Origin of the sequence: Nonomuraea sp. NPDC050022 (assembly GCF_044460705.1) — a bacterium.
Lineage (GTDB): Bacteria > Actinomycetota > Actinomycetes > Streptosporangiales > Streptosporangiaceae > Nonomuraea.
Genome location: NZ_JBITKE010000016.1, coordinates 73,460 through 96,848, shown reverse-complemented (window position 1 = coordinate 96,848; position 23,389 = coordinate 73,460). Strand labels below are relative to the sequence as shown.

At 69.0% G+C, this 23,389-nt stretch carries 26 protein-coding genes and 2 pseudogenes; 17 read left to right on the top strand and 11 right to left on the bottom strand.

Annotation, left to right across the window (positions count from 1 at the left end; genetic code table 11):
• Window positions 1-3: 3 nt before the first annotated feature.
• Complete coding sequence (locus ACIBO2_RS49320) at window positions 4-486, bottom strand: CarD family transcriptional regulator (RefSeq protein WP_043624891.1); 483 nt, start codon at window positions 484-486, stop codon at window positions 4-6.
• Between the two features lie 241 nt (window positions 487-727).
• Between ACIBO2_RS49320 and ACIBO2_RS49315 the strand changes: the two genes are divergently transcribed.
• Complete coding sequence (locus ACIBO2_RS49315; protein ID WP_358432093.1) at window positions 728-1,309, top strand: copper chaperone PCu(A)C; 582 nt, start codon at window positions 728-730, stop codon at window positions 1,307-1,309.
• A gap of 82 nt (window positions 1,310-1,391) precedes the next feature.
• Here ACIBO2_RS49315 and ACIBO2_RS49310 read toward each other — a convergent pair whose 3' ends face one another.
• Window positions 1,392-2,084: a response regulator transcription factor gene (locus tag ACIBO2_RS49310; RefSeq protein ID WP_225294233.1), complete on the bottom strand. Its 693-nt coding sequence runs from the start codon at window positions 2,082-2,084 to the stop codon at window positions 1,392-1,394.
• Window positions 2,081-3,250, bottom strand: a complete 1,170-nt coding sequence (locus ACIBO2_RS49305; protein WP_358552226.1) for an ATP-binding protein — start codon at window positions 3,248-3,250, stop codon at window positions 2,081-2,083. The genes ACIBO2_RS49310 and ACIBO2_RS49305 overlap by 4 nt, the downstream gene beginning before the upstream one ends.
• Window positions 3,251-3,382: 132 nt before the next feature.
• Here ACIBO2_RS49305 and phoU point away from each other — a divergent pair, with 132 nt between their 5' ends.
• On the top strand, window positions 3,383-4,033 hold the full coding sequence (phoU, locus tag ACIBO2_RS49300) for a phosphate signaling complex protein PhoU (RefSeq protein WP_358552011.1): 651 nt from the start codon (window positions 3,383-3,385) through the stop codon (window positions 4,031-4,033).
• Between the two features lie 55 nt (window positions 4,034-4,088).
• On the opposite strand, the gene ACIBO2_RS49295 is transcribed toward phoU, so the two are convergent.
• From ACIBO2_RS49295 to mshA, 3 genes are read right to left on the bottom strand one after another with little or no spacing between them, the layout of a single operon-like run.
• Window positions 4,089-4,832, bottom strand: a complete 744-nt coding sequence (locus tag ACIBO2_RS49295; protein WP_358552013.1) for a phosphoglyceromutase — start codon at window positions 4,830-4,832, stop codon at window positions 4,089-4,091.
• A 22-nt stretch (window positions 4,833-4,854) separates the two neighbouring features.
• On the bottom strand, window positions 4,855-5,343 hold the full coding sequence (locus ACIBO2_RS49290) for a YbjN domain-containing protein (RefSeq protein ID WP_397304561.1): 489 nt from the start codon (window positions 5,341-5,343) through the stop codon (window positions 4,855-4,857).
• Window positions 5,344-5,369: 26 nt separating this feature from the next.
• The gene (gene mshA, locus ACIBO2_RS49285; protein ID WP_358552228.1) at window positions 5,370-6,608 is read right to left on the bottom strand and encodes a D-inositol-3-phosphate glycosyltransferase; all 1,239 of its coding nucleotides are present in this window, start codon (window positions 6,606-6,608) and stop codon (window positions 5,370-5,372) included.
• A 133-nt stretch (window positions 6,609-6,741) separates the two neighbouring features.
• On the opposite strand from mshA, the gene ACIBO2_RS49280 reads away from it, so the two are divergent.
• Window positions 6,742-7,485 carry an SDR family NAD(P)-dependent oxidoreductase gene (locus tag ACIBO2_RS49280; protein ID WP_358552015.1) on the top strand — a complete coding sequence of 248 codons (744 nt, stop codon included), beginning with the start codon at window positions 6,742-6,744 and terminating at the stop codon, window positions 7,483-7,485.
• Window positions 7,478-8,269, top strand: a complete 792-nt coding sequence (locus tag ACIBO2_RS49275) for a class I SAM-dependent methyltransferase (protein WP_358552016.1) — start codon at window positions 7,478-7,480, stop codon at window positions 8,267-8,269. The genes ACIBO2_RS49280 and ACIBO2_RS49275 overlap by 8 nt, the downstream gene beginning before the upstream one ends.
• Before the next feature lie 77 nt (window positions 8,270-8,346).
• Here ACIBO2_RS49275 and ACIBO2_RS49270 read toward each other — a convergent pair whose 3' ends face one another.
• On the bottom strand, window positions 8,347-8,850 hold the full coding sequence (locus tag ACIBO2_RS49270; RefSeq protein WP_358552017.1) for an O-acetyl-ADP-ribose deacetylase: 504 nt from the start codon (window positions 8,848-8,850) through the stop codon (window positions 8,347-8,349).
• Window positions 8,851-8,904: 54 nt separating this feature from the next.
• On the opposite strand from ACIBO2_RS49270, the gene ACIBO2_RS49265 reads away from it, so the two are divergent.
• The 5 genes from ACIBO2_RS49265 to ACIBO2_RS49245 all read left to right on the top strand — a co-directional run bounded on the left by ACIBO2_RS49265 (window position 8,905) and on the right by ACIBO2_RS49245 (window position 11,627).
• The gene (locus ACIBO2_RS49265) at window positions 8,905-9,267 is read left to right on the top strand and encodes a BlaI/MecI/CopY family transcriptional regulator (protein ID WP_225294249.1); all 363 of its coding nucleotides are present in this window, start codon (window positions 8,905-8,907) and stop codon (window positions 9,265-9,267) included.
• Entirely contained in the window at window positions 9,264-10,169 is a 906-nt protein-coding gene (locus tag ACIBO2_RS49260) for a M56 family metallopeptidase (RefSeq protein WP_357958074.1), read from the top strand. Before ACIBO2_RS49265 ends, ACIBO2_RS49260 begins: the two co-directional genes overlap by 4 nt.
• A gap of 59 nt (window positions 10,170-10,228) precedes the next feature.
• Complete coding sequence (locus ACIBO2_RS49255) at window positions 10,229-10,720, top strand: helix-turn-helix domain-containing protein (RefSeq protein ID WP_358205386.1); 492 nt, start codon at window positions 10,229-10,231, stop codon at window positions 10,718-10,720.
• Between the two features lie 3 nt (window positions 10,721-10,723).
• Complete coding sequence (locus tag ACIBO2_RS49250; RefSeq protein WP_358552019.1) at window positions 10,724-11,140, top strand: hypothetical protein; 417 nt, start codon at window positions 10,724-10,726, stop codon at window positions 11,138-11,140.
• A gap of 118 nt (window positions 11,141-11,258) precedes the next feature.
• The gene (locus ACIBO2_RS49245) at window positions 11,259-11,627 is read left to right on the top strand and encodes a DUF2516 family protein (protein WP_358552021.1); all 369 of its coding nucleotides are present in this window, start codon (window positions 11,259-11,261) and stop codon (window positions 11,625-11,627) included.
• Here the strand turns inward: ACIBO2_RS49245 and ACIBO2_RS49240 are convergent.
• A complete protein-coding gene (locus tag ACIBO2_RS49240) occupies window positions 11,612-12,181 on the bottom strand; it encodes an SGNH/GDSL hydrolase family protein (protein WP_397304558.1) in 570 nt (189 codons plus the stop codon). The two genes, ACIBO2_RS49245 and ACIBO2_RS49240, sit on opposite strands and share 16 nt — an antisense overlap.
• A gap of 195 nt (window positions 12,182-12,376) precedes the next feature.
• Here ACIBO2_RS49240 and ACIBO2_RS49235 point away from each other — a divergent pair, with 195 nt between their 5' ends.
• Window positions 12,377-13,111, top strand: a complete 735-nt coding sequence (locus tag ACIBO2_RS49235; protein WP_358552023.1) for an alanyl-tRNA editing protein — start codon at window positions 12,377-12,379, stop codon at window positions 13,109-13,111.
• A 135-nt stretch (window positions 13,112-13,246) separates the two neighbouring features.
• On the opposite strand, the gene ACIBO2_RS49230 is transcribed toward ACIBO2_RS49235, so the two are convergent.
• Window positions 13,247-14,245: a TetR/AcrR family transcriptional regulator C-terminal domain-containing protein gene (locus ACIBO2_RS49230; protein WP_397304557.1), complete on the bottom strand. Its 999-nt coding sequence runs from the start codon at window positions 14,243-14,245 to the stop codon at window positions 13,247-13,249.
• A 115-nt stretch (window positions 14,246-14,360) separates the two neighbouring features.
• On the opposite strand from ACIBO2_RS49230, the gene ACIBO2_RS49225 reads away from it, so the two are divergent.
• The 7 genes from ACIBO2_RS49225 to ACIBO2_RS49195 all read left to right on the top strand — a co-directional run bounded on the left by ACIBO2_RS49225 (window position 14,361) and on the right by ACIBO2_RS49195 (window position 21,994).
• Window positions 14,361-15,455, top strand: a complete 1,095-nt coding sequence (locus tag ACIBO2_RS49225) for an FAD-dependent monooxygenase (RefSeq protein ID WP_358552027.1) — start codon at window positions 14,361-14,363, stop codon at window positions 15,453-15,455.
• Between the two features lie 46 nt (window positions 15,456-15,501).
• A complete protein-coding gene (locus tag ACIBO2_RS49220) occupies window positions 15,502-17,109 on the top strand; it encodes a DUF2207 domain-containing protein (protein WP_358552029.1) in 1,608 nt (535 codons plus the stop codon).
• 26 nt (window positions 17,110-17,135) lie between these two features.
• Entirely contained in the window at window positions 17,136-17,270 is a 135-nt protein-coding gene (locus tag ACIBO2_RS49215; RefSeq protein ID WP_358552031.1) for a hypothetical protein, read from the top strand.
• Complete coding sequence (locus ACIBO2_RS49210) at window positions 17,267-17,428, top strand: ABC transporter permease (protein WP_358552033.1); 162 nt, start codon at window positions 17,267-17,269, stop codon at window positions 17,426-17,428. The genes ACIBO2_RS49215 and ACIBO2_RS49210 overlap by 4 nt, the downstream gene beginning before the upstream one ends.
• A 133-nt stretch (window positions 17,429-17,561) precedes the next feature.
• On the top strand, window positions 17,562-19,292 hold the full coding sequence (locus ACIBO2_RS49205) for an ABC transporter ATP-binding protein (protein WP_397304660.1): 1,731 nt from the start codon (window positions 17,562-17,564) through the stop codon (window positions 19,290-19,292).
• Window positions 19,292-21,103: an ABC transporter ATP-binding protein gene (locus ACIBO2_RS49200; protein WP_397304556.1), complete on the top strand. Its 1,812-nt coding sequence runs from the start codon at window positions 19,292-19,294 to the stop codon at window positions 21,101-21,103. Before ACIBO2_RS49205 ends, ACIBO2_RS49200 begins: the two co-directional genes overlap by 1 nt.
• A 129-nt stretch (window positions 21,104-21,232) precedes the next feature.
• Window positions 21,233-21,994, top strand: coding sequence for a LysR substrate-binding domain-containing protein (locus ACIBO2_RS49195; protein WP_397304554.1), 762 nt, complete (start codon window positions 21,233-21,235; stop codon window positions 21,992-21,994).
• A gap of 22 nt (window positions 21,995-22,016) precedes the next feature.
• Here the strand turns inward: ACIBO2_RS49195 and ACIBO2_RS49190 are convergent.
• Window positions 22,017-22,709, bottom strand: a pseudogene (locus tag ACIBO2_RS49190) (MFS transporter); the annotation flags it as partial.
• Window positions 22,710-22,776: 67 nt separating this feature from the next.
• A pseudogene (locus ACIBO2_RS49185) lies at window positions 22,777-23,121 on the bottom strand (MFS transporter); the annotation flags it as partial.
• Window positions 23,122-23,389 lie beyond the last annotated feature (268 nt).

Sequence of the window (23,389 nt, the reverse complement as noted above, 5' to 3'; positions counted from 1 at the left end):
TGTTCAGGAGTTGAGAACCTCGTCGAGCAAGGCCTCCGCCTTGTCCTCATTGGTCTTCTCGGCGAGGGCCAGCTCACTCACCAAGATCTGACGGGCCTTGGCGAGCATACGCTTCTCACCGGCGGACAGGCCGCGCTCGCGGTCCCTCCGCCACAGGTCCCGGACCACCTCGGCGACCTTGTTGACATCGCCGGACGCGAGCTTCTCCAGATTGGCCTTATAGCGCCGGGACCAGTTGGTCGGTTCCTCGGTGTGCGGCATCCGAAGAACATCGAAAACCCGCTCTAGGCCTTCCTGGCCGACAACATCGCGCACGCCGACGAGTTCTGCGTTTTCTGCTGGCACCTGGACGGTAAGGTCGCCCTTGTCGACCTTGAGCACCAGGTAGGTCTTTTCCTCACCCTTGATGGATCGCTTCGTGATTGCTTCGATCCGAGCAGCCCCATGGTGGGGGTAGACGACAGTGTCGCCGACCTGGAAAGTCATGTGACAAGTACCCCTTCCGCTGTACTCCAGAGTACCACGCATCCACAGGCTCCCGGAACAGTGAAATCATCATAACTGCAGGTCAAAGCGGCATATTGGGGGTTGACAAGGCGTCAAGTCTATGAATCGCATATGCGCGCATAGCTAATGACCTGCAGGGGTGCGGATATGACCATGGATTCGGGTGGATATGGTGGGCGCTGCCCAACATGCATGTGCAAGACCCTAGGAGAACCCGCTCGTGACCCGCCGTCGCTGGATTGTCGCCGCTGCCGCGTTCCTGGCCGCCCCCGTGCTCGCCGGCTGTTCAGCTGGATTCGACGCAGACACCAACAAGCCGTACGCCCCCAATGAGGCCGGAGTCCTCTTCGATCAGGCCAAGAACTACGGCACGCATGGCATCCAGATCCCCCAGGCGTTCATCCTCGGCCCCGACTCCGGCGCACAGCTCGTCTACGGCGGCTCCGCCCCGGTCTACCTGAACATCCTCAACACCAACGGCGCCCCTGACACGCTCACGGCGGTCAACGCCGGCACCATGGCCACCGCGAAGGTGACCACGCCGATCCAGCTGCCGAGCAACCAGCTCGTCAACACCGGCAAGCCGAGCCCGCAGATCATGCTGGAGGGCATCTCCAAGGGCCTCAGGGGTGGCGAGAGCATCCGCCTGGACCTCCAGTTCGCCAACGCCGGGGTCGTGTCCATGAACGTCCCCGTGGTCACGCGCAGCCGCGAGTTCAAGGACTACCCGCCGGCGCCCAACGCGACCGCCGCGCCGACGCCTACGCCCTCGGCCACCGCCGCGGCCGAGGGGGAGCACTGACCCCATGAGAAAGCCCCGGTCCGGCACGAGAGATACGTGCCGAACCGGGGCTTGACTCTGTCAGCTCTCCAGCGCGTCGAAGTCAGCTCTCCAGCGCGTCGAACTTGTAGCCCAGCCCGCGCACGGTCAGAATGCAGCGCGGGTTGGACGGGTCTGATTCGATCTTGGCGCGCAGCCGCTTGACGTGAACGTCGAGCGTCTTGGTGTCTCCCACATAGTCGGCGCCCCACACCCGGTCGATGAGCTGCCCCCGGGTGAGCACCCGCCCGGCGTTGCGCAGCAGCACCTCCAGGAGCTCGAACTCCTTCAGCGGCAGCTGCACCTGGTCACCGCGTACGGCCACCACATGCCTGTCGACGTCCATGCGCACGGGACCCACCGCCAGCACCGCGGACTCCAGCTCCTCCACCGCGTCGCCCTGGCGGCGCAGTACGGCGCGGATGCGGGCGACGAGCTCGCGCGAGGAGAACGGCTTGGTGACGTAGTCGTCGGCGCCCAGCTCCAGGCCCACGACCTTGTCGATCTCGCTGTCCTTGGCGGTCAGCATGATGACCGGCACCTTGGAGCGCTGCCGCAGCGAGCGGCATACCTCGGTGCCCGGCAGTCCGGGCAGCATCAGGTCGAGCAGCACCAGGTCGGCGCCGCTCCGGTCGAACGTGTCGAGCGCCTCCGGCCCGGTCGCCGCGACGGAGACCTCGAAGCCTTCTTTGCGGAGCATGTACGACAAGGCATCGGAGAACGACTCTTCGTCCTCGACCACGAGAACTCGGGTCATTTTGCGGCCTCCAGGGTGTTCGGGGGTGGTACGACCACCGCGGTGCCGCCGAATGCGGGCAGCCGCAGCGTGAATGTGGAGCCGGAGCCTTCCTTGCTCCAGACGGAGACCTCGCCGGCGTGCGCCGCGGCGACGTGCTTGACGATCGCGAGGCCGAGGCCGGTGCCGCCGGTCGCCCGGGACCTGGCCGCGTCGACGCGGAAGAAGCGTTCGAAGATGCGCTCCAGCGACTCTTCCGGAATGCCGATGCCCTGGTCGCTGACGCTGATCTCGACGGAGTCGCCGGCCGGTCTGACGCTGACGACGACCCGGGTGTGTTCGGGGCTGTAGGCGACGGCGTTGTCGATGAGGTTGCGCAGGGCGGTGACGAGCAGTTCGTCGTCTCCCCAGATGCGCAGACCCTCCGTGCCGCCGGTGACGAGCGTGATGTCCTTGGCGATGGCTCTGGTGTTGCAGTGGTCTATGGCGTCGTGGACGGATTCGTCGATCGAGACCTGGCCGGGGGTGGGGATGGGCTCGGCGCCCTGGATCCGGCTCAACGTGATCAGGTCCTGCACGAGATAGTTGAGCCGGGCGGCCTCGTGCTGCATGCGCCCGGCGAACCTGGTGACGGCCTCGGGATCGTCCGCGGCGTCCTGGATGGTCTCGGCGAGCAGGCTCAGCGCGCCGACGGGGGTCTTGAGCTCGTGGCTGACGTTCGCCACGAAGTCGCGGCGGACGGCCTCGACCCTGCGCCGCTCGGTCTGGTCCTCGGCGAGCACCAGCACCTGGCCGTGCGAGCCGAGCGGGGCCACCCGGACCGCGAAGTTCGTGATCTCCTGGCCGAACTTGTGCCCGGCGACGTCGATCTCGCTCTCGCGGATCTCGCCGTCCCGGCGTACCTGCCTGGCCAGGGCGAGAAGCTCGGCGGCCATCAGCCGGTCGCCCTTGACCAGCCCGAACGCGCGGGCGGCCGAGCTGGCCCGCAGCACGCGATCGTGCGCGTCGAGCACGACGGCGGACGAGGGCAGCACGGCGAGCACCGAGGCGACACCCTGCGGCAAGGCGCCGGCCTCCTGGTCGCCGGCCGTCGCGGCCCTGTTCGAGGACTCGATCTGGTTGCGGTAGAACAGGACCGCCAGCGCTCCCACGACGAACCCCGCCAGGGCCGTCAAGCTCATGGCCATCTCACTCATGCTTTCGATGGTAGGTGGCCTTCTTCAAGCGACAGCCCTTCCACCTGCGGATGAACGGCTCTTTCCAGGAAAGTTCATCTCGCGGTAGGAGTTCGTTCATCAAGAGCGACGTACGGTGACGACATGCGCGACGCGTACCATGAAGAACTCGATTCCCTGACCGACAAGCTGGTCGAGATGACCAGACTGGTCCGCTCGGCCATTTCCAGAGCCACCACGGCCCTGCTCGACTCCGACCTCCAGCTCGCGGAGAGCGTGATCTCCAGAGACGCGGAGGTGAACGCGACGTTCGAGCAGCTCGAGGCGTCCATCTTCGAGCTGATGGCCAGGCAGCAGCCGGTGGCCGTGGACCTGCGGATGGTCATCACGGCCCTGCGGATGGGCACGGACCTGGAGCGCATGGGCGACCTGGCGGTGCACGTGGCCAAGATCGCGCGGCTGCGCCACCCCGAGACGGCCATCCCGGCGGAGGTACGGCCCACGATCGTGCAGATGGGTCAGATCGCCGAGACCCTGGTCACGAAGGCCGGCGGCTGCATCGCCTCGCACGACGTGGAGTCGGCGCTGGAGCTGGAGGCCGACGACGACGCCATGGACAAGCTGCACCGGCGGCTGTTCAGGAACATCCTGGCCAAGGACTGGCCCCACGGTGTGGAGCCGGCGATCGACATCACGCTGATCGGCCGTTACTACGAGCGTTACGCCGACCACGCGGTCAATGTGGCCGGTGACGTCGTCTACCTGGTGACGGGCTCCCGCCCGACGGCCACCTGACCCGAGCTGATGAGCCGATGGCGGCGGGGCGCGCGATGCGCCCCGCCGTCGGTGTTCAGCGGCCCTGGTTGGCGACCGCCTCGATCGCCGCCTTGGCGGCCTCCGGGTCGAGGTATTCGCCGCCGCGCTGGAGCGGCTTGAACTCGGCGTCCAGCTCGTAGCGCAGCGGGATGCCCGTGGGGATGTTGAGCCCGGCGATCTCCTCGTCGGGGATGCCGTCGAGGTGCTTGACCAGCGCCCGCAGCGAGTTGCCGTGCGCCGCCACCAGCACGGTGCGCCCGGCCGCGAGATCCGGGACGATCTCGTCGTACCAGTAGGGCAGCATGCGGTCGACGACGTCCTTGAGGCACTCGGTGCGCGGCATGAGCTCGGGCGGCAGCAGGGCGTAGCGCGGGTCGCCCGCCTGGGAGTATTCGTCGCCGTCGGCGATCGGGGGCGGCGGGACGTCGAAGGAGCGCCGCCAGAGCATGAACTGCTCGTCGCCGAACTCCTCGCGGGTCTGCGCCTTGTTCTTGCCCTGGAGGGCGCCGTAGTGGCGCTCGTTGAGCCGCCACGAGCGCTTGACGGGCAGCCAGAGCAGGTCGGCCTCGCCGAGGGCGAGCTGAGCCGTCTGGATGGCCCTGGTCATCAGGCTGGTGTGCACCACATCGGGCCGGACCCCGGCCTCCACCAGGAGCTTGCCGCCCCGGCGGGCCTCGTCCTCGCCCTTGGCCGAGAGGCTCACGTCCACCCACCCGGTGAACAGGCCTTTCGCGTTCCAGTCACTCTCGCCGTGCCGTAGCAGCACCAAAGTCGCCATGCGGGCAATCCTATGGCGAGCGTCAGTCGCCGGTCCGCGCCGGATCCGCGAAGCGGGCGAACGCCTGGAGGTTGGCCAGCGACTCACCGCGTTTGGCGCGCCATGCCCACTCGCGCCTGATCGACGAGGCGAAGCCGAGCTCCAGGGCTCGGTCGAACCAGTCGTCGGAATAGGTCAGCACGCAGCCGAGCAACCGGTCGATCTCCTCTTCCGTGATCGCCGTGAGCGGCACCCGGCCGACGAGGTAGACGTCGCCGACGCTGTCGACGGAGAAGTGGACCCCATACATGCCGCCGTTCTTGGCGAGCAGCCATTTGTAGAACTCGGTGTGGTTCTCGTCGGGCTGGCGGCAGAAGAACGCCTCGACGTGCAGCGCCTGATCGCCGATGATCAACCACGTCATCGTGGCGAGTTTGTGCTGCCCGGGCAGCTTCACCAGGAACGCCCCCGGCCGCGGCTCGTCAAAGGAGACGTCCGCGGCCTTGAGCGCGGTTTCTACGACTTCGCGCATGTCGTACAGCCTACGGAACAGGCGGCCTATGAGATGACGGCGACCGGCAGCCGGTGCAGGTCGGCGACAGCGTCCGCGTAGACCTCCATCAGCCGCGACGACGTGGCCTGCCAGCCGAACGCCGCCGCGTGCTCACGGGCGCCGATCGACAGGCCGTCACGCCAGGCCGGCGCGGTGACGAAGCGGCGTAGCGCGCGTGCCCACTCGTGCGAGTCGTGGCCGTCCACGAGCACGCCCGACACGCCATCCTGTACGGCCGTGCGCAGCCCGCCCACGGCGGCCGCGGCGACGGGGGTTCCGCATGCCTGTGACTCCAGGGCGACCAGGCCGAACGACTCGCTGTAGGACGGCACGACGGTCACGTCGGCCGCGCGGTACCAGTCGGCCAGCTCGTGCTGCGGCGCGGGCGGCACGAGCCGGACGACGTCGGAGATGCCCAGCTCGGCGGCGAGCTCGGCGAGGAGGGACGGCCTGGCCAGGCCGTTGCCCGACGGTCCGCCTACGCACGCGACGACCAGGCGCTCGCGCAGCGAGGGGTCGTCGATGAGCATCCGCGAGGCGGCGCGCAGCAGCACGTCGGGCGCCTTCAGCGGCTGGATCCGGCCCACGAAGAGCAGGACGTGCGCGTTCTGCGGCAGGCCGAGGCGGCGCCGGGAGGCTCCTTGTGAAGCTGGCTGGAAGACCGTGAGGTTGACACCCGGGTTCACGACCGCGACGCGTTCCTCCTGCGCCCCGTACAGCTCCATGAGCTCGCCGGCCTCGTCGGCGGTGTTGGCCACCAGCCGGTCGGCGATCTCCACGACCTGCTGTTCGCCCACCACCCGGGCCTGCGGCTCGGGCTGGTCGTTCTGGGCCAGCAGCAGGTTCTTCACTTTGGCCATGGTGTGCATGGTGTGCACCAGGGGCACGCCCCAGCGCTCCTTGGCCAGCCAACCGACCTGGCCGGACAGCCAGTAGTGCGAGTGGATGACGTCATAGCGGCCGGGGTCGTACATCGCCTCGGTCCGCAGCACGCCGGACAGGAACGCGCAGAGCTGGCCGGGCAGGTCGGCCCTGGTCAGCTCCTCGTACGGTCCGGCGGTCAGGTGGCGGACCATGACACCGGGGGCGAGGTCGGCTACCGGTGGCAGGTCACGTCCAGTGGCCCGGGTGAAGATCTCCACCTCGACGCCGGACTCGGCCAGTCGCTTCGCCGATTCGACGATGTACACGTTCATCCCACCGGCGTCGCCCGTGCCGGGCTGTTCCAGGGGAGACGTGTGCATGCTGATGGTCGCGACCCGGTTGACCCGTCGTCGCCTCACCCGACACCACCTCCAAACGCAGTACAACTATGCAGAACATCCCGACATTCCCGACAAGCGGGGTGTCATGGGCAGTGCTGGCAAGATGTGTGGCATGAAGAAGACGGCTGTGGTGACGGGCGCGAGCAGCGGGATCGGTGAGGCGACGGCGCGGCGGCTGGCCGCCGAGGGCTACGACGTGGTGGCGGGCGCGCGACGTCAGGACCGGCTGGACAAGTTGGCCGCCGAGGTGCCCGGGATCCGCCCCGTGTCCCTGGACGTGACCTCTCAGGAGTCGGTGGACGCGCTGGCGGCCTCGCTCGACCGGTGCGACGTGCTGGTCAACAACGCCGGTGGCGCGCTCGGCATGGAGCCGGTGGCCGAGGGGCGGCTCGACGACTGGCAGCGGATGTACGACACCAACGTCCTCGGGTCACTGCGGATGACGCAGGCCCTGATGCCCATGCTCGTCGAGTCGGGCGACGGGGTGCTGGTGATGCTCACCTCGACCGCGGCGCTGGTGGCGTACGAGGGCGGGGGCGGCTACGTGGCCGCCAAGCAGGCCCAGCGGTCGATGGCCGAGACACTCAGACTGGAGCTGGTCGGGCAGCCCGTACGCGTCGTGGAGATCGCGCCGGGCATGGTCCAGAGCGAGGGCTTCGCGGTGACCCGCTTCCGCGGCGACGAGGCGGCGGCCGCCCGCGTCTACCAGGGCGTGCCGGATCCGCTGAGCTCCGACGACGTGGCCGACGCGATCGTGTGGTGCGTCACCAGGCCCGCGCACGTCAACATCGACCGCCTGGTCATGCGCCCGCGCGCCCAGGCCGCCCAGCACCGGGTGCACCGCGTCGGTGGCTAGGCCGGTCGGTTCGATCACCCGGGGCACGACCGGGCACAACCGGCTGCGGCGCGCCGACCGGTGGATCGCCGCCGCGCACGGCCGTCTGCTGCGCGGCGCCGTCCGGCCGCTGGCCGTGGACCTCGGTTACGGCGCCTCCCACACCACCACGCTGGAGCTGTTCACCCGCCTGCGGCGGATCAGCCCGGACATCGAGGTGGTGGGCATCGAGATCGACCCCGCGCGGGTCGCCCTGGCCAAGCCGTACGAGCGCGCCGGGCTGAGCTTCGCCCTGGGCGGCTTCGAGCTGCCGGTCTCGCGTCCCCCGCTGCTGATCCGGGCCTTCAACGTCCTCAGGCAGTACGGCGAGGCGGACGCCTGGCGCTACTGGGAGGCGCTGCGCGGCCGGTTGGCCCCCGGCGGCGTCCTGGTGGAGGGCACCTGCTCGGAGAGCGGCCATCGGGCGATCTGGGCCGGTCTGGATCGGGACGGCCCGCGCACGCTCACCCTCTCGGCCAGGTTCGACGCCTTCGACCGCCCTTCGGACCTGGCCGACCGTCTGCCCAAGACCCTCATCCACCGCAACGTCCCCGGTGAGCGCATCCATGCGTTCCTGAGCGACTTCGACCGTGCCTGGGCGAGAACCGCCCCGTACGGCGCCCATGGCCGCCGACAACGCTGGCTGGCCGCCGTGGACCTGCTGGCGAACTCCTGGCCCATCCACCGGCATCCGCCGCTCGGCGGCACGGCCAGATGGCGCCTCGGCGAACTGACCCTCCCCTGGGACTCCGTGGCGCCGCTCTGAAAGCCCTCCCGCCCTGAAAGCCCCCCGCTCTGAAAGCTCCCCCCGCTCTGAAAAGCCCTCCCAAAGAGGCGCGCGCTCTAAAGAGCCGCGGAGAACACCGCGTAAGCGACCGCGTCGAACAGGACGAACCGCACTTCGTCCACAGCTGTGGAAACCTCCCGCACAGTGCGCAGCGCGATGCTGGCGCCGTCGTCCAGCGGCCACCCATAGATGCCGGTCGAGATCGCGGGAAAGGCCACCGACCGGGCCCCCAGCGAGTCGGCCACCCGGAGCGACTCGCGATAACACGAGGCCAGGACTTTGGAACGGTCATCGCTCCGCGAATAGACCGGCCCGACGGTGTGGATCACCCAGCGGGCGTCGAGCCGCCCGGCGGTCGTGGCCACGGCCTGCCCCGCCGACAGTCCCCTGCCGTAGTGGGACGCCCGCAGCGCCCGGCATTCGGCGAGAATCTCCGGCCCACCCCGCCGGTGGATCGCGCCGTCGACCCCGCCCCCGCCCATCAGCGACGAGTTGGCGGCGTTGACGATCGCGTCAACCATCTGTGCGGTGATGTCCCCCTGTACGAGCGTGACGTCCATCTCACCAGCATCCCGGATATCTGCTCGACGCTTTGTAGTACTACGCTGAAGAGTGTGAAGGGTCTTGGCGAGCTCGAACGCAGCATCATGGACATCATCTGGGCGGGAAGCAGTCCGCTGACGGCCCGTGAGGTCGGCAGGCTCATAGCCGACCGCGATCTGGCCCCGACCACCGTCATGACCGTCCTCGACCGTCTGACCCGCAAGGGGTTCCTCCAGCGGACCCGCGACGGCCGCGCCTGGCGCTACGAGCAGGCGGCGAGCCGCGACGCGTACATCGCTGAGCTTATGCTGGAAGCTCTGGACCTGACGGGCGACCGCTCGGCCGCCCTCACCCGCTTCGCCCAGGCCGTGTCCGGCTCGGAGGCGGAGATCCTGCGCAGGGCTCTCACGGAGCTGGAGCTGGAGGAAGAGTGACCACGGCAGCGACGCTGGCAGCGCTCGCCCTCGCGTGCGGGCTCGGCTCCTGGCGTCTCACGACTGCCCGCTGGACGTCTCGTGCCCCTCGGATCGCCATCATCCTCTGGCAGTCCCTGGGCGTGGCCTGGGGCCTGGCCACGACCGGCGCCATGCTGGCGTACGCCGTGCAGCCCTCGGGGCTGGGCATCCTGCCGGGCATGGCGGCCTTCCTGAGCGGCGAGCGCCCGCGCGGGACCTGGGATCCGCTGCACATGACGGCGATGATCGCCGGGCTGACCTCACTGACCGTTCTCATCGTGGTGCTGATCACCGCCGGCGTGCAGGCGCTGCAGGCGCGCAGGCGGCACCGCGTGCTGCTCGCCCTGATCGCTCGCGACGACCCGGGCGTGCCCGGCGTGCGGGTGCTCGACCATCCGAGCGCGGCGGCCTACTGCGTGCCGGGGCTGCGCTCGCAGGTGGTGGTCAGCGAGGGGGCGCTCAAGCTGCTGTCGCACGACGAGCTCACGGCCGTGCTCGCGCACGAGGCCGCGCACGTACGGGAGCGGCACGACCTGGTGCTGCTGCCGTTCGCCGCCCTGCGCCGGGCCCTGCCCTGGTCCAAGGTGGTCTGCGAGGCGCAGGCGCAGGTCGAGCTGCTCATCGAGATGGCCGCCGACGACCGCGCGCGCCGCTACTGCTCGCCGCGCAGGCTGGCCACCGCCCTGCTCAGGTTCGGTACGGCCGGCGCCATGCCGACCCCGCAGGGGATGCTCGGCGTACGCGCCCAGAACGTCATGGCCCGGGTGGATCGCCTGATCAAGCCGGGTCCCGCGCTGCCCACCACGATGCGCTTCAGCATCCTCGCCCTGTCCGTCACGTTGGTCACCGCCACCCCCTTCCTCTGGACCATCCAGTTTTAACGCTTGCTGGCGCTAGCTTTGCGTTTGCAATTGCAAGCACTCTGGGGCACACTAGAGGCATGGCACTACCGAAGGTCGGCTCGATCGGCGAATACATCCGCGAGCAGCGGCAGCAGGCGAAGATCTCGCTGCGCCAGCTCGCGGCGGCAGCAGGGGTGTCCAACCCCTACCTCAGCCAGATCGAGCGCGGTCTGCGTAAGCCGAGCGCGGAGATTCTCAACCAGATCGCCAAGGGTCTGCACATTTCATCGCAAGCGCTCTATGTGCAGGCGGGCCTGATCGAGGATCGCGAGCCGCCGAGTGATGTCATCACCGCGATTCGCGCCGACGCGAACCTGAGCGGGCGGCAACGCCAGGTGCTCATCGATATCTACGAGTCGTTTCGCAAGGAGAAGCGCGCCGAAGACGAGCAGACCTCCCAGAACGCTCATCTCCGGCACGACTCCGAATCGGACGACGAGCCGCTGCCTGAGGAATATCTCGCCGCGCTTGAGCCTTTCGCGGCGTCCACCGGCAATGGCACCGCCAACCAGGAAACCAAGGAAGGTTAACCCATGACGCTGGCCACTGAGGTCAAGAAGCTCACCGACTCCAAGCCTTTCTACGCCGTGGCGGGTGCGGGCGACTATGCCGTGGAGAAGCTGCGGGAGCTGCCCGAGCAGCTGCTGAAGCTGCAGTCCCGGCGCGCCGAGCTCGCCAAGGACCTGCCCGTGAAGGCCCGCACCTACGCCGACAAGGCCGAGGGCTTCGCCAGGGAGTTCCCCGAGAAGGCGCGCACCTACGCCGACCAGCTGACCGTGCTGGCCACCGAGGTCTACGAGGACTTCGCCACCCGCGGGCGCAAGGTCGTCAGCAAGACGACCGGCGAGGCCGCGCTGGAGCTGGAGGAGGTGTCGGAGGCCGCCGAGCCCGCCGTCGCCACTCCCGTCAAGAAGCCCCGCACCACCAAGGCCAGCACGCCCAAGGCCTGACACCACGCCGAAAGCCCGCCTCCGCACGGAGGTGGGCTTTCCGCTTCGGGGGTGCCCGTTTGTCGGGAGCGCCTACTAGGCTGGGGCCGTTTCATCGCGAGCGTTGGGCGGGACACACATGGAAATTGTCAACGGCGGCTTGAATCTTCTCTTCCTGCTGCTCGCGGTCGGCATCTTCGGCATGTCGATCTATGCGCTGGTGCACGCGGCGCGGGTGCCGGCCAACGCGTTCGTGTCGGCCGGCAAGCTGCAGAAAAACCTCTGGCTGATCATCCTGATCCTGGCCACGCTGTTCTCCGCCGCGGGCGCGTGGTCCTACTTCCAGGCCTTCATGTTCCTTGGGGGCAGCGAGTTCCTCGGGATCGGGCTGGGGTTCTTCTCGATCATCGCCGTCATCGCGGCGACGATCTACGTCGTCGACGTCAAGCCCGCCGTCAAGGGCATGGGCGGGCGCGGTGGCAACAACGGCCCCTACGGACCTTGGTGATCCTTCCCGGGTAGGCGGCCGATGGCGTCGACCAGCCATTGGGCCAGGTGGAGGTGGCCCTCGGCGGTCGGATGGATGCCGTCGGGGAGCAGCTGGCCGGGCGGGGTGCCGGTGATCCGCTGCTCGGCGAGCGGGTCCAGGAAGGGGACAGCCTCCTGCTGGGCCAGGCCCGACAGCGCGTCACGCAGCCGATATGCCTTGCGTGGGGTGTCGTGCAGCCAGATGGGGCCGATCATGAGGATCCGGGTTCTCGGCCAGTGGGTCCGCGCCTCCGAGATGAGGCTGGCCGCCGCTCGCCGTACGTTCGTCGGCGACCAAGGGCTGTCGTTGTGGCCGCCTGAGATGATCAGCATGTCGGGCGCGGGGCGCCAGGCCAGCTCGGCCTCGAACGACTCCTGGAACGTACGCCCGACGCGGCCCTGGTTGAGATAGCCGGTGCCGCCCGCGCCCGCGATGACCGGCTGCCAGCCGAGCAGGCGGGCCGACTCGGTGGCGTAGGTCCGCCAGAGCGGCACCGGGCCGGAACCGACCGTGAAGCTGTCGCCGACGAACATCACGACGGGTGCGGCCGGCCCGCTCCGCGGCAGAGGCGACTCAGAATGAAGCTGCGCCGGGCTCGGCCAAGGTTCACCAGCCCCACCGCCGCATCCCGATATTGCACAACAAATCCCCAATATCGCGACAGCCGGTGCGATCAGGGCTCGATCCAGCAGGCCGCGCATAACCACCTCGGGGATTAAGCTGCCGACATGACTCATGACCTCCACGGGCGGACAGAACGGCTCGAATTGTCGGATCAGGATCTGCGCGACTTCGAGGCCGTCGTCCTTGACTCCACACCCGACGGAATCGTGCTGAGCAAGTCGGCATTCTATCCGGGCGGAGGCGGCCAGCCGGCGGATCACGGAGTTCTGCTTTGGCTGGGGGTGGAAACTCGGATCGTCGGGGTGCGCAAAGGCGATGATCTGCACCTTATTCCGGCAGAGGGCGACCCGGTCCCGCCTGTCGGCACGGTCGTTCAGGGGGCGGTGGCCGACGCGCGGCGTTCCGCCCTGATGCGTACCCACTCGGGGCTGCACGTCCTGTGCGGCGTCGTCTTCCGCGACTACGGCTCGCTGGTGACGGGTGGCAACATGGACGAGCTGAGCGCGCGGATGGACTTCAACCTGCCGGAGCTGCCGCCGGGCTTCAAGGAGGCGGTCGAGGACGCGTGCAACGCCGAGATCGTCGCGGACCGGCGCATCGACGTACGGGTGCTGCCGCGCAAGGAGGCGTTCGACATCCCGGACATCATCCGGACGGCGACCAACCTGGTGCCGGCGCATGTGGAGGACGTCAGGATCGTCGACATTGTCGGGCTGGACACCCAGGCCGACGGCGGCACGCATGTCGCCTCGACGAAGCAGATCGGGCGCATCAAGGTCGCCAAGATCGAGAGCAAGGGCCGCGGCTTCCGGCGCCTCCGCATCGCGATCTCGGACTGACGCCTCCGCGTCGCCATCTCCGACTGACGCCTCCGCGTCGCCATCTCCGACTGACGCCTCCGCGTCGCCATCTCCGACTGACGTCTCCGCGTCGCGGTCCCGGACCAGCGTCTCCGCGTCGCGGCCCCCGGCTGATCACCGCCTGGCTTGGCCCGCGGCCTCGATGATCCCGGCCAGGCCGTCGAGCAGCGATCGCAGACCGAACTCGAAGAGCCGGTCGAGGTCGAAGTCGAAGTCGCCCCCCATCCGCCGGATGACGTCGACGAACGTGGGATAGGCGCCCGAGGTGACGACGGCCGTCAGCCGCGCGTCCTGGGCCCGCATCCATTCGTCGTCGGTGAGGCCGGTCTCGGCCTGCGCCTGAGACTCCAGCTCGAAGTTGGCGGCGATCCCCTCGACGTAGCTGTACATCAGGATGTGCACGTGCATCATGCTCTCCGGATCGAGGCCGTGGCCATCGACCGCCGCCAGCGCCCATTCGGCGTGCTTGAGCAGACTGGGTGATGGCAGCGGCCGGCTCAGCGAGGTGATCCGGGTGAGCCACGGGTGCCGCCGGTAGGCCGCCCACTGCACGCGGGCCGCCACCTCCAGCCGGGCCCGCCAGCCGGGCGGCGGCTCGGCGGGGAGCGGGAATTCGCCGAACACCTGGTCGATCATCAGCTCGACCAGGTCATCCTTGCTGCCCACGTGGCGGTAGAGCGACATCGTGGCCACACCGAGCCGACCCGCGACGCCGCGCATGGACAGCGCGGGCAGGCCCTCGGCGTCGGCGATCTCGATGGCGGTCCGCACGACACGCTCCCGCGCCAGATCACGCGCGGAGTCACGGCCCAGGTCACGGCCCAGGTCACGTACCTGATCGCGGCCGGGGTCGTCGGAGGCGCCGTGCGGACGACGTGGTGACCGGGCCGACGGTCCGGCGACGACCGTGCCGACGCGCGACTCGGCCACGACCACGCCTTCCTGCGCGAGCCGGGCCAGCGCCTTGGCGGCCGTGGCCAGGGCCACATCCCAGTCCCTGGCCAGCTGCCTGGTGGAGGGCACCCGCTCCCCGACCCGCAACTCGCCGTCCGCTATGCGGCGCTTGATGTCGTCGACGATCCGCACGTACGGCGGCGCCGCTTCCGCGACCATCCGGCCTCCTTTGACACTGTACTAGTACAGAGATTAGCAGAACCCCTGTTGCAAACCCTGTCTGTACGCCGTACATTCACCTCGTACAGCGTCAACAACACACAGGGGAGATCAAATGAACGTCCTCATCTCCGGCGCCAGCATCGGCGGACCCGTCCTGGCCTACTGGCTGCGCGAGCACGGCTTCGCCGTGACCGTCGTCGAACGCGCCCCCGCCCCTCGCCGAGGCGGCCAGGCGATCGACATCCGGGGAGCCGCGCTGAAGGTGGCCGAGCGCATGGGCATCCTGGAGCAGGCACGAGCCATGAAGACCGACATGCTCGGCATGTCGATGGTCGACGGCGACGGCAACGAGCTGATGCGCACCACCGAGGAGACGATCAGCGGCGGCCGGCTGGACAGCCCCGACATCGAGATCATGCGCGACGACCTGACCGCGCTCGTCATCGCCGCCTCGGGCAGCGGCGTCGAATACCTCTATGGCGACTCGATCGCGGCGCTCCACCAGGACGGCCAGGGGGTCCAGGTGACGTTCGAGAGCGGCGGGCGGCGGCGCTTCGACTACGTGGTCGGCGCCGACGGTCTGCACTCGAACGTGCGCGGGCTGGTGTTCGGCGAGGAGTCGCAATTCATTCACCACCTGGGCATGTACGTGGCGATCTACAGCGCCGACAACTTCCTCGACCTGGACCGCTGGCAGGTGTGGCACCGCGAGGGCGACGCCGGGTTCGGCCTCTACACCGCCCCCGGCAACGCCTCGATCCGGGTCAACATCGGCTTCGGCGGCGAGGACGTCGCCTACGACTACCGCGACGTCGAGCAGCAGAAGCGGCTCATCGAGGAGCGCTGCTCCGGGCTGGGCTGGGAGACGCCCCGGCTGCTGAAGGCGATGTGGGCGGCCGACGACTTCTACTTCGACGCGATGGCGCAGATCCGGATGGAGCGCTGGTCCGAGGGCCGGGTGACGCTGCTCGGCGACGCCGGCTACTGCGCCTCGCCGCTGTCGGGCCAGGGCACCAGCCTGGCGATGGTGGGCGCGTACGTACTGGCCCAGGAGCTGTCCAGGGACCCGCAGGGCGCGTTCGATCGCTATGAGGCGCGGATGCGGCCGTTCGCCGAGGTCAACCAGGCCCTCGCCCTGGAGAACCCCGGCCAGGGCGCGGCTCCGGAGAACGTCCAGCGGGCCGCCAACGGCATCACGCTCGACTGATCCCGCCTGCCCGCACAAGGTGTACCAACCGCTACGATGTGCCGCCATGACGGGTATCAGGCGCACGCTGGCCATACTGGGGGCCGTCGCTCTGTCGCTGACCGCCGTCCCCGCCACGGCGGCGGCCGGGATCACCGACGAGGTGACCATGAGCCTCGCCAAGAACGGCACACTGCACGTGGTCGAGAAGATCAGCGGCGGCTCGGGGGAGCTCAAGCGGACGTTCCTCACCAGGACCCGCTTCGACGACGACAATGACCGGCTGTACCAGATCTCGAACGTCAAGGGCGGCACGCTCGCCGGCGACGTGCTGACCATGAAGGGGCCCGGGACCGTCGAGTACGACGTCAAGGGGGCCGTGACGCCCGCGGGCGCCATCGAGGAGCTGCGCTGGTTCGCGGTGAACGGCTGGAGCGAGCCGGTCACCAAGGCGACGGTCAAGGTGAGCGGCCCCGGCCAAGTGCAGAACCTGTCGTGCTTCGCCGGTGGGCTGACCTCGGCCATCGGCTGTACGTCCGCCTCCATGGACCACGGCGCCACCGAGGCCGCCTTCGAGCAGCAGAACGTGGGCCCCGGCCAGGCGCTGACCGTGGTCGTCGGCTACGCCAAGGGCTCCACGAGCGGCGCGCCGATCCTGGAGCGGCGCTTCTCGCTGGCCGGCGCGTTCACGCTGAACGGCGTCACCGGCGGCGCGCTCGCCGCCCTGCTGGTCCTCCTGCTCGGCGGCGTCGGCCTGCTCTACTGGACGCGGGGGCGCGACTCCAGGGCCGCCGGCCACGAGCGCAACTCGGTCGCCCCCGTGCAGAACGGGCACTTCTCCCCGCCAGATGGCGTCCGGCCCGGCCAGATCGGCACACTGGTGGACGAACAGGCCGACGTGGTCGACGTCACCGCGACGATCGTGGACCTCGCGGTCCGCGGCTACCTGCGCATCGACGAGCAGCCGCGGCAGACCTACGACGCGCCCGACTGGACGCTGGTCAGGCTGCCGAACGCGCCGGTCAACACGCTGCTGCCGTACGAGCGGGCGCTGTACGACGCCATCTTCGACGGGCGCGACATGGTGCTTCTGTCTCAGATGTCCGGTTCGTTCGCCAGTCACCTGGGCAAGGTCCGCGACGCCCTCTACGCCGACGTGGTGACGCAGGGCTGGTTCGCCCGCCGTCCCGACACCGAGCGGACCCGCTGGACGGTCATCGGCGTGCTGCTCATCGGCGTGGGCCTGCTGGCCACGGTGGCGCTCGCCTGGTTCACCACGTACGGCCTGCTGGGCCTGGCGCTGATCATCGCCGGCGGCGCCCTGGCGGTCGGCGGCCAGTACATGCCCGCCAAGACCGCCAAGGGCTCGGCCGCGCTGGCGCACACGATGGGTTTCCGCGAGTACCTGTTCTCCGGTGACCTCGGCGAGGTGCCCGAACAGCACCGGGTGGAGCTGTTCTCCCGCTATCTCCCGTACGCGGTGATCTTCGATGGCGTGGAGCACTGGTCCCGGGTCGTCGCCTCGGTGACCGGCAACGGGCCCCAGTCCGACAACCTGTACTGGTATCACGGTCCGGCCGAGTGGGATCTGTCCAAGTTCGCCGGGTCGATGCGGACGTTCACCACGACGACCTCGGGCGCCATCTCGGCCAGCCGCCAGTTCCGCACTTTGTAGGGCCCCGGCGGCTCCCCGAACCCACCGTGGCGGGAAGCTGGCCGGCTTTCTTCGGGGCGTGCGGGCTGATCCTGCTGTTCTCGATGTCGATGGAGTGGCTGGCGGCTCTGGTGGGTCTGCTGGCGCGCAGCCCGGAGAGCGTCGTCGGCTGGGCTTCGTGATGATCATCCCGCTGACGTTCGGGAGCGACGTGTTCGTGCCGACGGCCAAGCCGCCCGAATGGCTACAGGTATGGGCGAAGGTCAGCCCGATCACCCGGCTCTCTGACGCCGCTCGGGCGCTCATGCTCGGCCAGCCCGTCGGGGACAGCCCCGAATAAACGGCTGGGGAAATGTCGGTGTCATTTGATACAACCGACCTTGCGGCGTCCTGGGCGGGGAGCGGCATGGCTCGGGGAGGCGCGGGTGACAGTCACAGGAGCGGTTCAACAGGCTGAGTTCTCGGTCGTTGGGGTGACCCACGACCGGCGTGGACCGGCTCGCTGGATCTGGTCCCATCTGCGCCGCCAGCCGCTCTATCTGGGCGTGTTCTTAGTCGGAGCCATCGCGATGGTGGTTCTGAACGCGGCGATACCCGGTCTGGTGGGTGCCGCGTTCGACGCGGTGGCCGGCCACGGTGAGCTGCTCCCCATCGTGGGCGCTCTGCTGGGGATCGTGCTGGCCCGCGGGTTGCTCGACATCGGCGCGCGCCTCAGCAGCGAACTGCTGGCCAGCCGGCTCAACCGGGATACCCGCGATGAGCTCTACGTGAGTCTGCTCGGCAAGAGCCAGACCTTCCACAACCGGCAGCGGGTCGGCGACCTGATGGCCCGAGCGGCCAACGACATCAAACAGCTGCGCATGCTGGTCTCACCCGGTCTCGACATGATCGTCGACTCCGGTTCGCAGGCCTTCATCCCCCTGGTCTTCATCGCGCTGATCGACCTGCGGCTGCTGCTGGTGCCGGCGAGCTTCCTGGTGGTGTTCGGGCTGGCGCTGTGGCAGTACATGCGGCAGCTCAACCCGGTCGCGACCGGGATGCGCGAGCAGTTCGGTTCGCTCAACGCCCACCTGAGCGAGGCCGTCCGGGGCATAGAGGTCATCAAGGTGACCGCGCAGGAACGCCAGGAGCGACTCCGGTTCCGCCGCAACGCGCGGCTCTACCGCGACCTGTCCGTACGCGAGGGCCTGGTCCGGGCCCGCTATCTGCCGACTTTGCTGCTCGCCTTGGCGATGGCCGCCGCCCTTTGGCACGGGATCGCCCTGCACACCGCCGGGGATCTCACACTCGGCCAGCTGATCGCCTTCATGGGTCTGATGACCCTGCTGCACTTCCCCACGAACGTATCGACCTTCACCTTCTCCCTGGTCCAGCTCGGACTGGTCTCCGCCCGCCGGATTCTCGAGATCATGAACGCGGACACCGAGCTCGACCAGCGGGCCGACGGCCATACCGCGGCCATGCGCGGTGAGCTCGTCTTCGACGGCGCGTCGTTCTCCTACGCGGGCTCGCCGGTGCTCAGCGGTGTCTCCTTCACCGTGCGGCAGGGCGAGACGGTGGCCATCGTCGGCGAGACCGGTTCCGGCAAGAGCACCCTGACCAAGCTGGTCCCGCGGATCTTCGACGTCGACTCCGGCCGGGTCCTGGTCGACGGCGTGGACGTACGCGACTGGAACCTCAACTCGCTCCGTTCGCAGATCTCCACCATCGAGCAGGACATCGTGCTGTTCTCCCGGTCGATCGCCGAGAACATCGCCTTCGGGCTGGGTCAGCGGGCCGACCGGGAAGCCGTCGTCCGCGCCGCCGAAGACGCGCAGGCGGCCGAGTTCATCGACGAGCTCGACAACGGCTACGACACCGTGATCGGCGAACGTGGCGTCACCCTCTCCGGCGGCCAGCGGCAGCGCCTGGCCATCGCCCGGGCGCTGCTCACCGACCCGGCCATCCTGATCCTCGACGACTCGACCAGCGCCATCGACTCCGCCACCGAGGACCGCATCCAGCAGGCGATCGAACGCGTCCAGTCCGGCCGGACCACAATGCTGATCACCCACCGGCTGTCCCAGATCCGCTGGGCCGACAAGGTGCTCCTGATCCGGCGGGGCGAGCTGGTCGACTTCGGCACCCACGACGAGTTGCTCGGCCGCAGCCCTCTGTATCGGCGGATCTTCTCGCACTACGACGAAGTGGAGGTGCCGGTCTGATGGGGTTCTTGATGGACGGCCTGGAGGCCGAGGACTACGACCGCACCTACACCGATCGTGAGCTGCTCCGCCGCGTCGTCGGCTACTTCTGGCCGAAACGCTGGACGATGCTCGGCGTCGCGTCGATGATCGTGCTCGGCTCGCTGACCCAGGCGGCGGTCCCGGTGATGATCAGCTGGGGCATCGACCGGATCGTGCACGGCGGCGGCATCTGGACACTGGCCGGGGGCATACTGCTCGCCGGTGGGCTCGGCTGGGTGTTCAACTTCGTCCGGCAGTGGCTCAACGCGAAAGCCACCGGCGACGTGGTCCTCACCCTGCGCGAGGACGCCTTCGACGCCGTTCTCGAACGGGACCTGTCCTTCTACGACGAGAACCCGTCCGGGCGGATCGTCAGCCGGGTCACCTCCGACACCGATGACTTCGCGAGCGTCGTCGGCCTCAGCATGGATCTGCTCAGCCAGGTGCTGGTCGTCGGGTTCGTCACCGCGCTGCTGTTCACCCGGAACGTCCCGCTGGCCCTGCTGACCCTGCTCATCGTGCCCATCGTGGTCGGCTGCGCGCTGCGGTTCCGGAAGATCGCCCGCTCCACCACCCGGCGGGCGCAGCGCTCGATGAGCCGGGTCAACGCCAATCTCACCGAAACCATGGGCGGGATCGCGGTCGCCAAGAACTTCCGCCAGGAGCAGCGGGTCTACGACGAGTTCCGCCCAATCAACGAGCAGAGCTACGCCGTACAACTGCGGCAGGGGTTCACCTTCGCGTCGATCTTCCCGCTGCTGTTCCTCGTCGCCGGGCTGGCCGAGGTCATGCTGGTCCTGGCGGGCGGCAACGCGGTCCGCGGCGGTGGCCTGTCGGCCGGTGACTGGTACCTGTTCTTGCAGGCGGTCGCGTTCTTCTGGTTCCCGTTGACGTCGATCGCCGCGTTCTGGTCGCAGTTCCAGCAGGGGCTGTCGGCGGCCGAGCGGGTCTTCGCACTGATCGACGCCACCCCCAGGGTGGTGCAGACCGATGCCTTGCCGGTCGAGCGGCTGGCTGGGCGGATCGAGTTCCGGGACGTCAACTTCGGCTACTCTACTGAGACCCCGGTCCTCGAGAACTTCAATCTCTCGATCGAGGCCGGGGAGACCGTGGCGCTGGTCGGCCACACCGGGGCGGGGAAGTCGACACTCAGCAAGCTCATCACCCGGTTCTACGAATTCTCCGGCGGCATCCTCCTGATCGACGACCGAGACATCCGGTCTCTGGATCTGGCCGCGTACCGCCGCCAGATCGGGGCGGTGCCGCAAGCGCCGTTCCTGTTCAGCGGCACGGTCGCGGACAACATCCGCTACCCGCGCCCCGAGGCGAGCGACGATGAGGTGCTGGAAGCGGCCATCGGTGTCGGCGGCGGCGACTGGATCGAGGCGCTGCCGGACGGCCTGGCCACCGACGTGGGCGAGCACGGCCGTTCCCTGTCCATGGGACAACGGCAACTCGTCGCCCTGGCCCGGCTGCTCGTCCAGGATCCGGCGGTCGTCGTCCTGGACGAGGCCACCGCCAGCGTCGACCCGCTGACCGAGGCCCAGATCCAGGAGGGGCTGGACGCGGTGCTGGCCGGCCGTACCTCCATCGTGATCGCGCACCGGTTGTCCACGATCGAGCACGTGGACCGGATCGTCGTGCTGGACCACGGCCGGATCGTCGAGCAGGGCGACCACACCACCCTGCTCGCCCAGGGCGGCCGCTATTGCGAGGTGTACAACACCTACTTCCGCCACCAGTCACCCGACTATCGCCCCGGCACCGGCTTCGTGGCGGTCACCACGTGAACCCGCTCACTCGATCGAAGATCATCAGCCAGTCGTGATCGTCGACGAACTGGCGCTGATATGGACGCCGAGGACGATCGCCGCACTCAGCGCGAGACAGTGACCACGTGATGGGCAGCGTGACGGGCGATGACCCGCCCGAGCAGGCCATCCACGACGACGGCGAGGACGCTCTCGGCGCGGACATCGCCCAGTTCGCCACCTTGGAGCGCAAAGGCTGCTGGCTTATCTGGTCGCCAGACGGGTTGCTACGGGCCGCCGAGCACGCGCGGGCGGCAATCGACGGCATACGGGGGCAAGTTGCGCGGGCGGGTCACGGTCGGCACGATGCAGGGCGTCTGGGCCGGCCTGCACCGTGCGCTGGCCGGGTTGCGGAAGGAGCATCCCGGCGTGGTGGTCCGCCTGCGGCAGGCGGCGGTGGTCGACATCCGGCAGGCACTCCGGGACGGCGGCGTGGACGTCGCGGTCGTCGCGCTCGACCGCCAGCAGCAGCGAGGTCTGGAGACCCGGTTGTTGTCCCGGGAAGAGATGGTGCTGGTGACCTCGGCCGGGCGCGAGTTCCCTGGGCCGGTGACGCTTGCCAACGCGGCCCGACTGCCGCTGGTGGACTTCTCGCCCGGCTGGGCGATCCGGCACTCGGTCGATCAGGCGTTCCGCGCGGCCCAGGTCGAGCGGCCCACCACGTTCGAGGTGAACGACATCGTGGCGGCGTCCGAGCTCGTCCGCCACGACCTGGGCGTGTGCATCATGCCGGAGTCGATCGCGGCGAGATTCCCGGACCTGACCTCCCACCGCTTTGCCCAGCACGCGCCGAGGTGGAAGGTCATGGTCGTCCGACCCAAGGGGGAGGCGCCGCCGGCGGTCGCGGCGCTGCTCCGGCACATCGCCTGATCCCCCACCGCCGAGCTGTGTTTCAGTGCCGGCGTTCGGTTGCCCAGTAGAGCAGGGCGAGGACGGGAAGCGCGGCGGCCAGGACGGTCACGCCGGTCCAGCCGTAGGCGTGATAGATGATCGAGCCGGTTTGGGAGCCGATGGCCCCTCCGGCGAAGAACGTGGCGATGTAGACGCTGTTGAGCCGTGCCCGCGCACCCGCGTCCAGCCGGTAGATGGTGTGCTGGCCGAGAATGAGGGTGGTCTGCACCGCCATGTCGAGCAGGACGGCGGCGACGGCCAGCAGGATGATGCTGTGCCAGCCGAATCCGGCGAGCGCGGCCGCCAGTGCGGCGGCGGCGAACGCCGCACCGGTCATCGGGCGCACCAGCCCGCGGTCGGCCCAGTGTCCCGCGAACGGCGCCACCGCCGCTCCAGCCGCTCCGGCCGCTCCGACCAGGGCGAACATGCCCACGCCGAAGCCGGAGTAGTGGAAAGCGGGGCCGGTTAGCTCGAACGACACCGTGGTCCAGAACGCGCTGAACGCGCCGAACATCACCGCCTGGTACAAGCCGCGCCGCACCAGCGTCGGGTGGGTGCGCACCAGCCGTGCGGTGGAACGCAGCAGCCGCCCGTACGACACGTTCGTACTGGGGGCGTGACGGGGCAGGGCCGAGCGCAGCGCCAACGCCAGCACGGCCATCAGGACGGCCGAGCCCAGGAAGACGACACGCCATCCGGACCAAGCTGCTCAGGGTGCGGGACAGCAGGATGCCGGTGAGCAGGCCGCTCATCACCCGGCCGACGACGCGGCCGCGGGCGTGGTCGGGGGCGAGACCGGCTGCGAACGGGACGAGGATCTGGGCGACGACCGAGGTTCCTCCGGCGATCAGTGAGGCGGCCAGCAGGACGGGGAAGGCGGTGGCGGTGCCCGCCAACACCAGCGCCGATGCGGTGACCGCCAGCGAGATCACGACCAGCCGGCGCTTCTCGATGCGATCACCGAGCGGAACGAGGAGCAGCATGCCCGCCACATATCCGATCTGGGTCGCGGTGATGAGCCCGCCGGCGGCGGCCGTGCCGATCCCGAAGAACGCGCTCAGCGAGGACAGCAGAGGTTGCGCATAGTACAGGTTGGCGACGGTCATCCCGGAGGCGACGGCCAGGAGCACGACGAGCCGACCCGAGGGCGTGGCCGCCGGCGTCGCGGTCCGCTGGGCGGCCTGGAGTTGAACGGAAGGAGTCACAGCTGCCTCTCAGAGTGGAGCCGTCCGAATGTCTTCGAGGCGTTCCAACGGCGGGCCTGCGCCGGCGCTTCCTCTGTCATAGCGATAATCAGCGATGACTGTCATCTTGATTGGAGATGGGTCAGTTCAGCAGGGCGGCCGGGGCGGTGCGGTCGAAGCGCCCGAAACC

Coding starts and splice junctions, on each gene's coding strand:
- ACIBO2_RS49320 (WP_043624891.1), bottom strand. CDS start 486: ATGACTTTCCAGGTCGGCGACACTGTCGTCTACCCCCACCATGGGGCT.
- ACIBO2_RS49310 (WP_225294233.1), bottom strand. CDS start 2,084: ATGACCCGAGTTCTCGTGGTCGAGGACGAAGAGTCGTTCTCCGATGCC.
- ACIBO2_RS49305 (WP_358552226.1), bottom strand. CDS start 3,250: ATGGCCATGAGCTTGACGGCCCTGGCGGGGTTCGTCGTGGGAGCGCTG.
- phoU (WP_358552011.1), top strand. CDS start 3,383: ATGCGCGACGCGTACCATGAAGAACTCGATTCCCTGACCGACAAGCTG.
- ACIBO2_RS49295 (WP_358552013.1), bottom strand. CDS start 4,832: ATGGCGACTTTGGTGCTGCTACGGCACGGCGAGAGTGACTGGAACGCG.
- ACIBO2_RS49290 (WP_397304561.1), bottom strand. CDS start 5,343: ATGCGCGAAGTCGTAGAAACCGCGCTCAAGGCCGCGGACGTCTCCTTT.
- mshA (WP_358552228.1), bottom strand. CDS start 6,608: ATGCACACGTCTCCCCTGGAACAGCCCGGCACGGGCGACGCCGGTGGG.
- ACIBO2_RS49280 (WP_358552015.1), top strand. CDS start 6,742: ATGAAGAAGACGGCTGTGGTGACGGGCGCGAGCAGCGGGATCGGTGAG.
- ACIBO2_RS49270 (WP_358552017.1), bottom strand. CDS start 8,850: ATGGACGTCACGCTCGTACAGGGGGACATCACCGCACAGATGGTTGAC.
- ACIBO2_RS49255 (WP_358205386.1), top strand. CDS start 10,229: ATGGCACTACCGAAGGTCGGCTCGATCGGCGAATACATCCGCGAGCAG.
- ACIBO2_RS49250 (WP_358552019.1), top strand. CDS start 10,724: ATGACGCTGGCCACTGAGGTCAAGAAGCTCACCGACTCCAAGCCTTTC.
- ACIBO2_RS49245 (WP_358552021.1), top strand. CDS start 11,259: ATGGAAATTGTCAACGGCGGCTTGAATCTTCTCTTCCTGCTGCTCGCG.
- ACIBO2_RS49240 (WP_397304558.1), bottom strand. CDS start 12,181: ATGTTCGTCGGCGACAGCTTCACGGTCGGTTCCGGCCCGGTGCCGCTC.
- ACIBO2_RS49235 (WP_358552023.1), top strand. CDS start 12,377: ATGACTCATGACCTCCACGGGCGGACAGAACGGCTCGAATTGTCGGAT.
- ACIBO2_RS49230 (WP_397304557.1), bottom strand. CDS start 14,245: ATGGTCGCGGAAGCGGCGCCGCCGTACGTGCGGATCGTCGACGACATC.
- ACIBO2_RS49225 (WP_358552027.1), top strand. CDS start 14,361: ATGAACGTCCTCATCTCCGGCGCCAGCATCGGCGGACCCGTCCTGGCC.
- ACIBO2_RS49220 (WP_358552029.1), top strand. CDS start 15,502: ATGACGGGTATCAGGCGCACGCTGGCCATACTGGGGGCCGTCGCTCTG.
- ACIBO2_RS49200 (WP_397304556.1), top strand. CDS start 19,292: ATGGGGTTCTTGATGGACGGCCTGGAGGCCGAGGACTACGACCGCACC.
- ACIBO2_RS49195 (WP_397304554.1), top strand. CDS start 21,233: ATGACCCGCCCGAGCAGGCCATCCACGACGACGGCGAGGACGCTCTCG.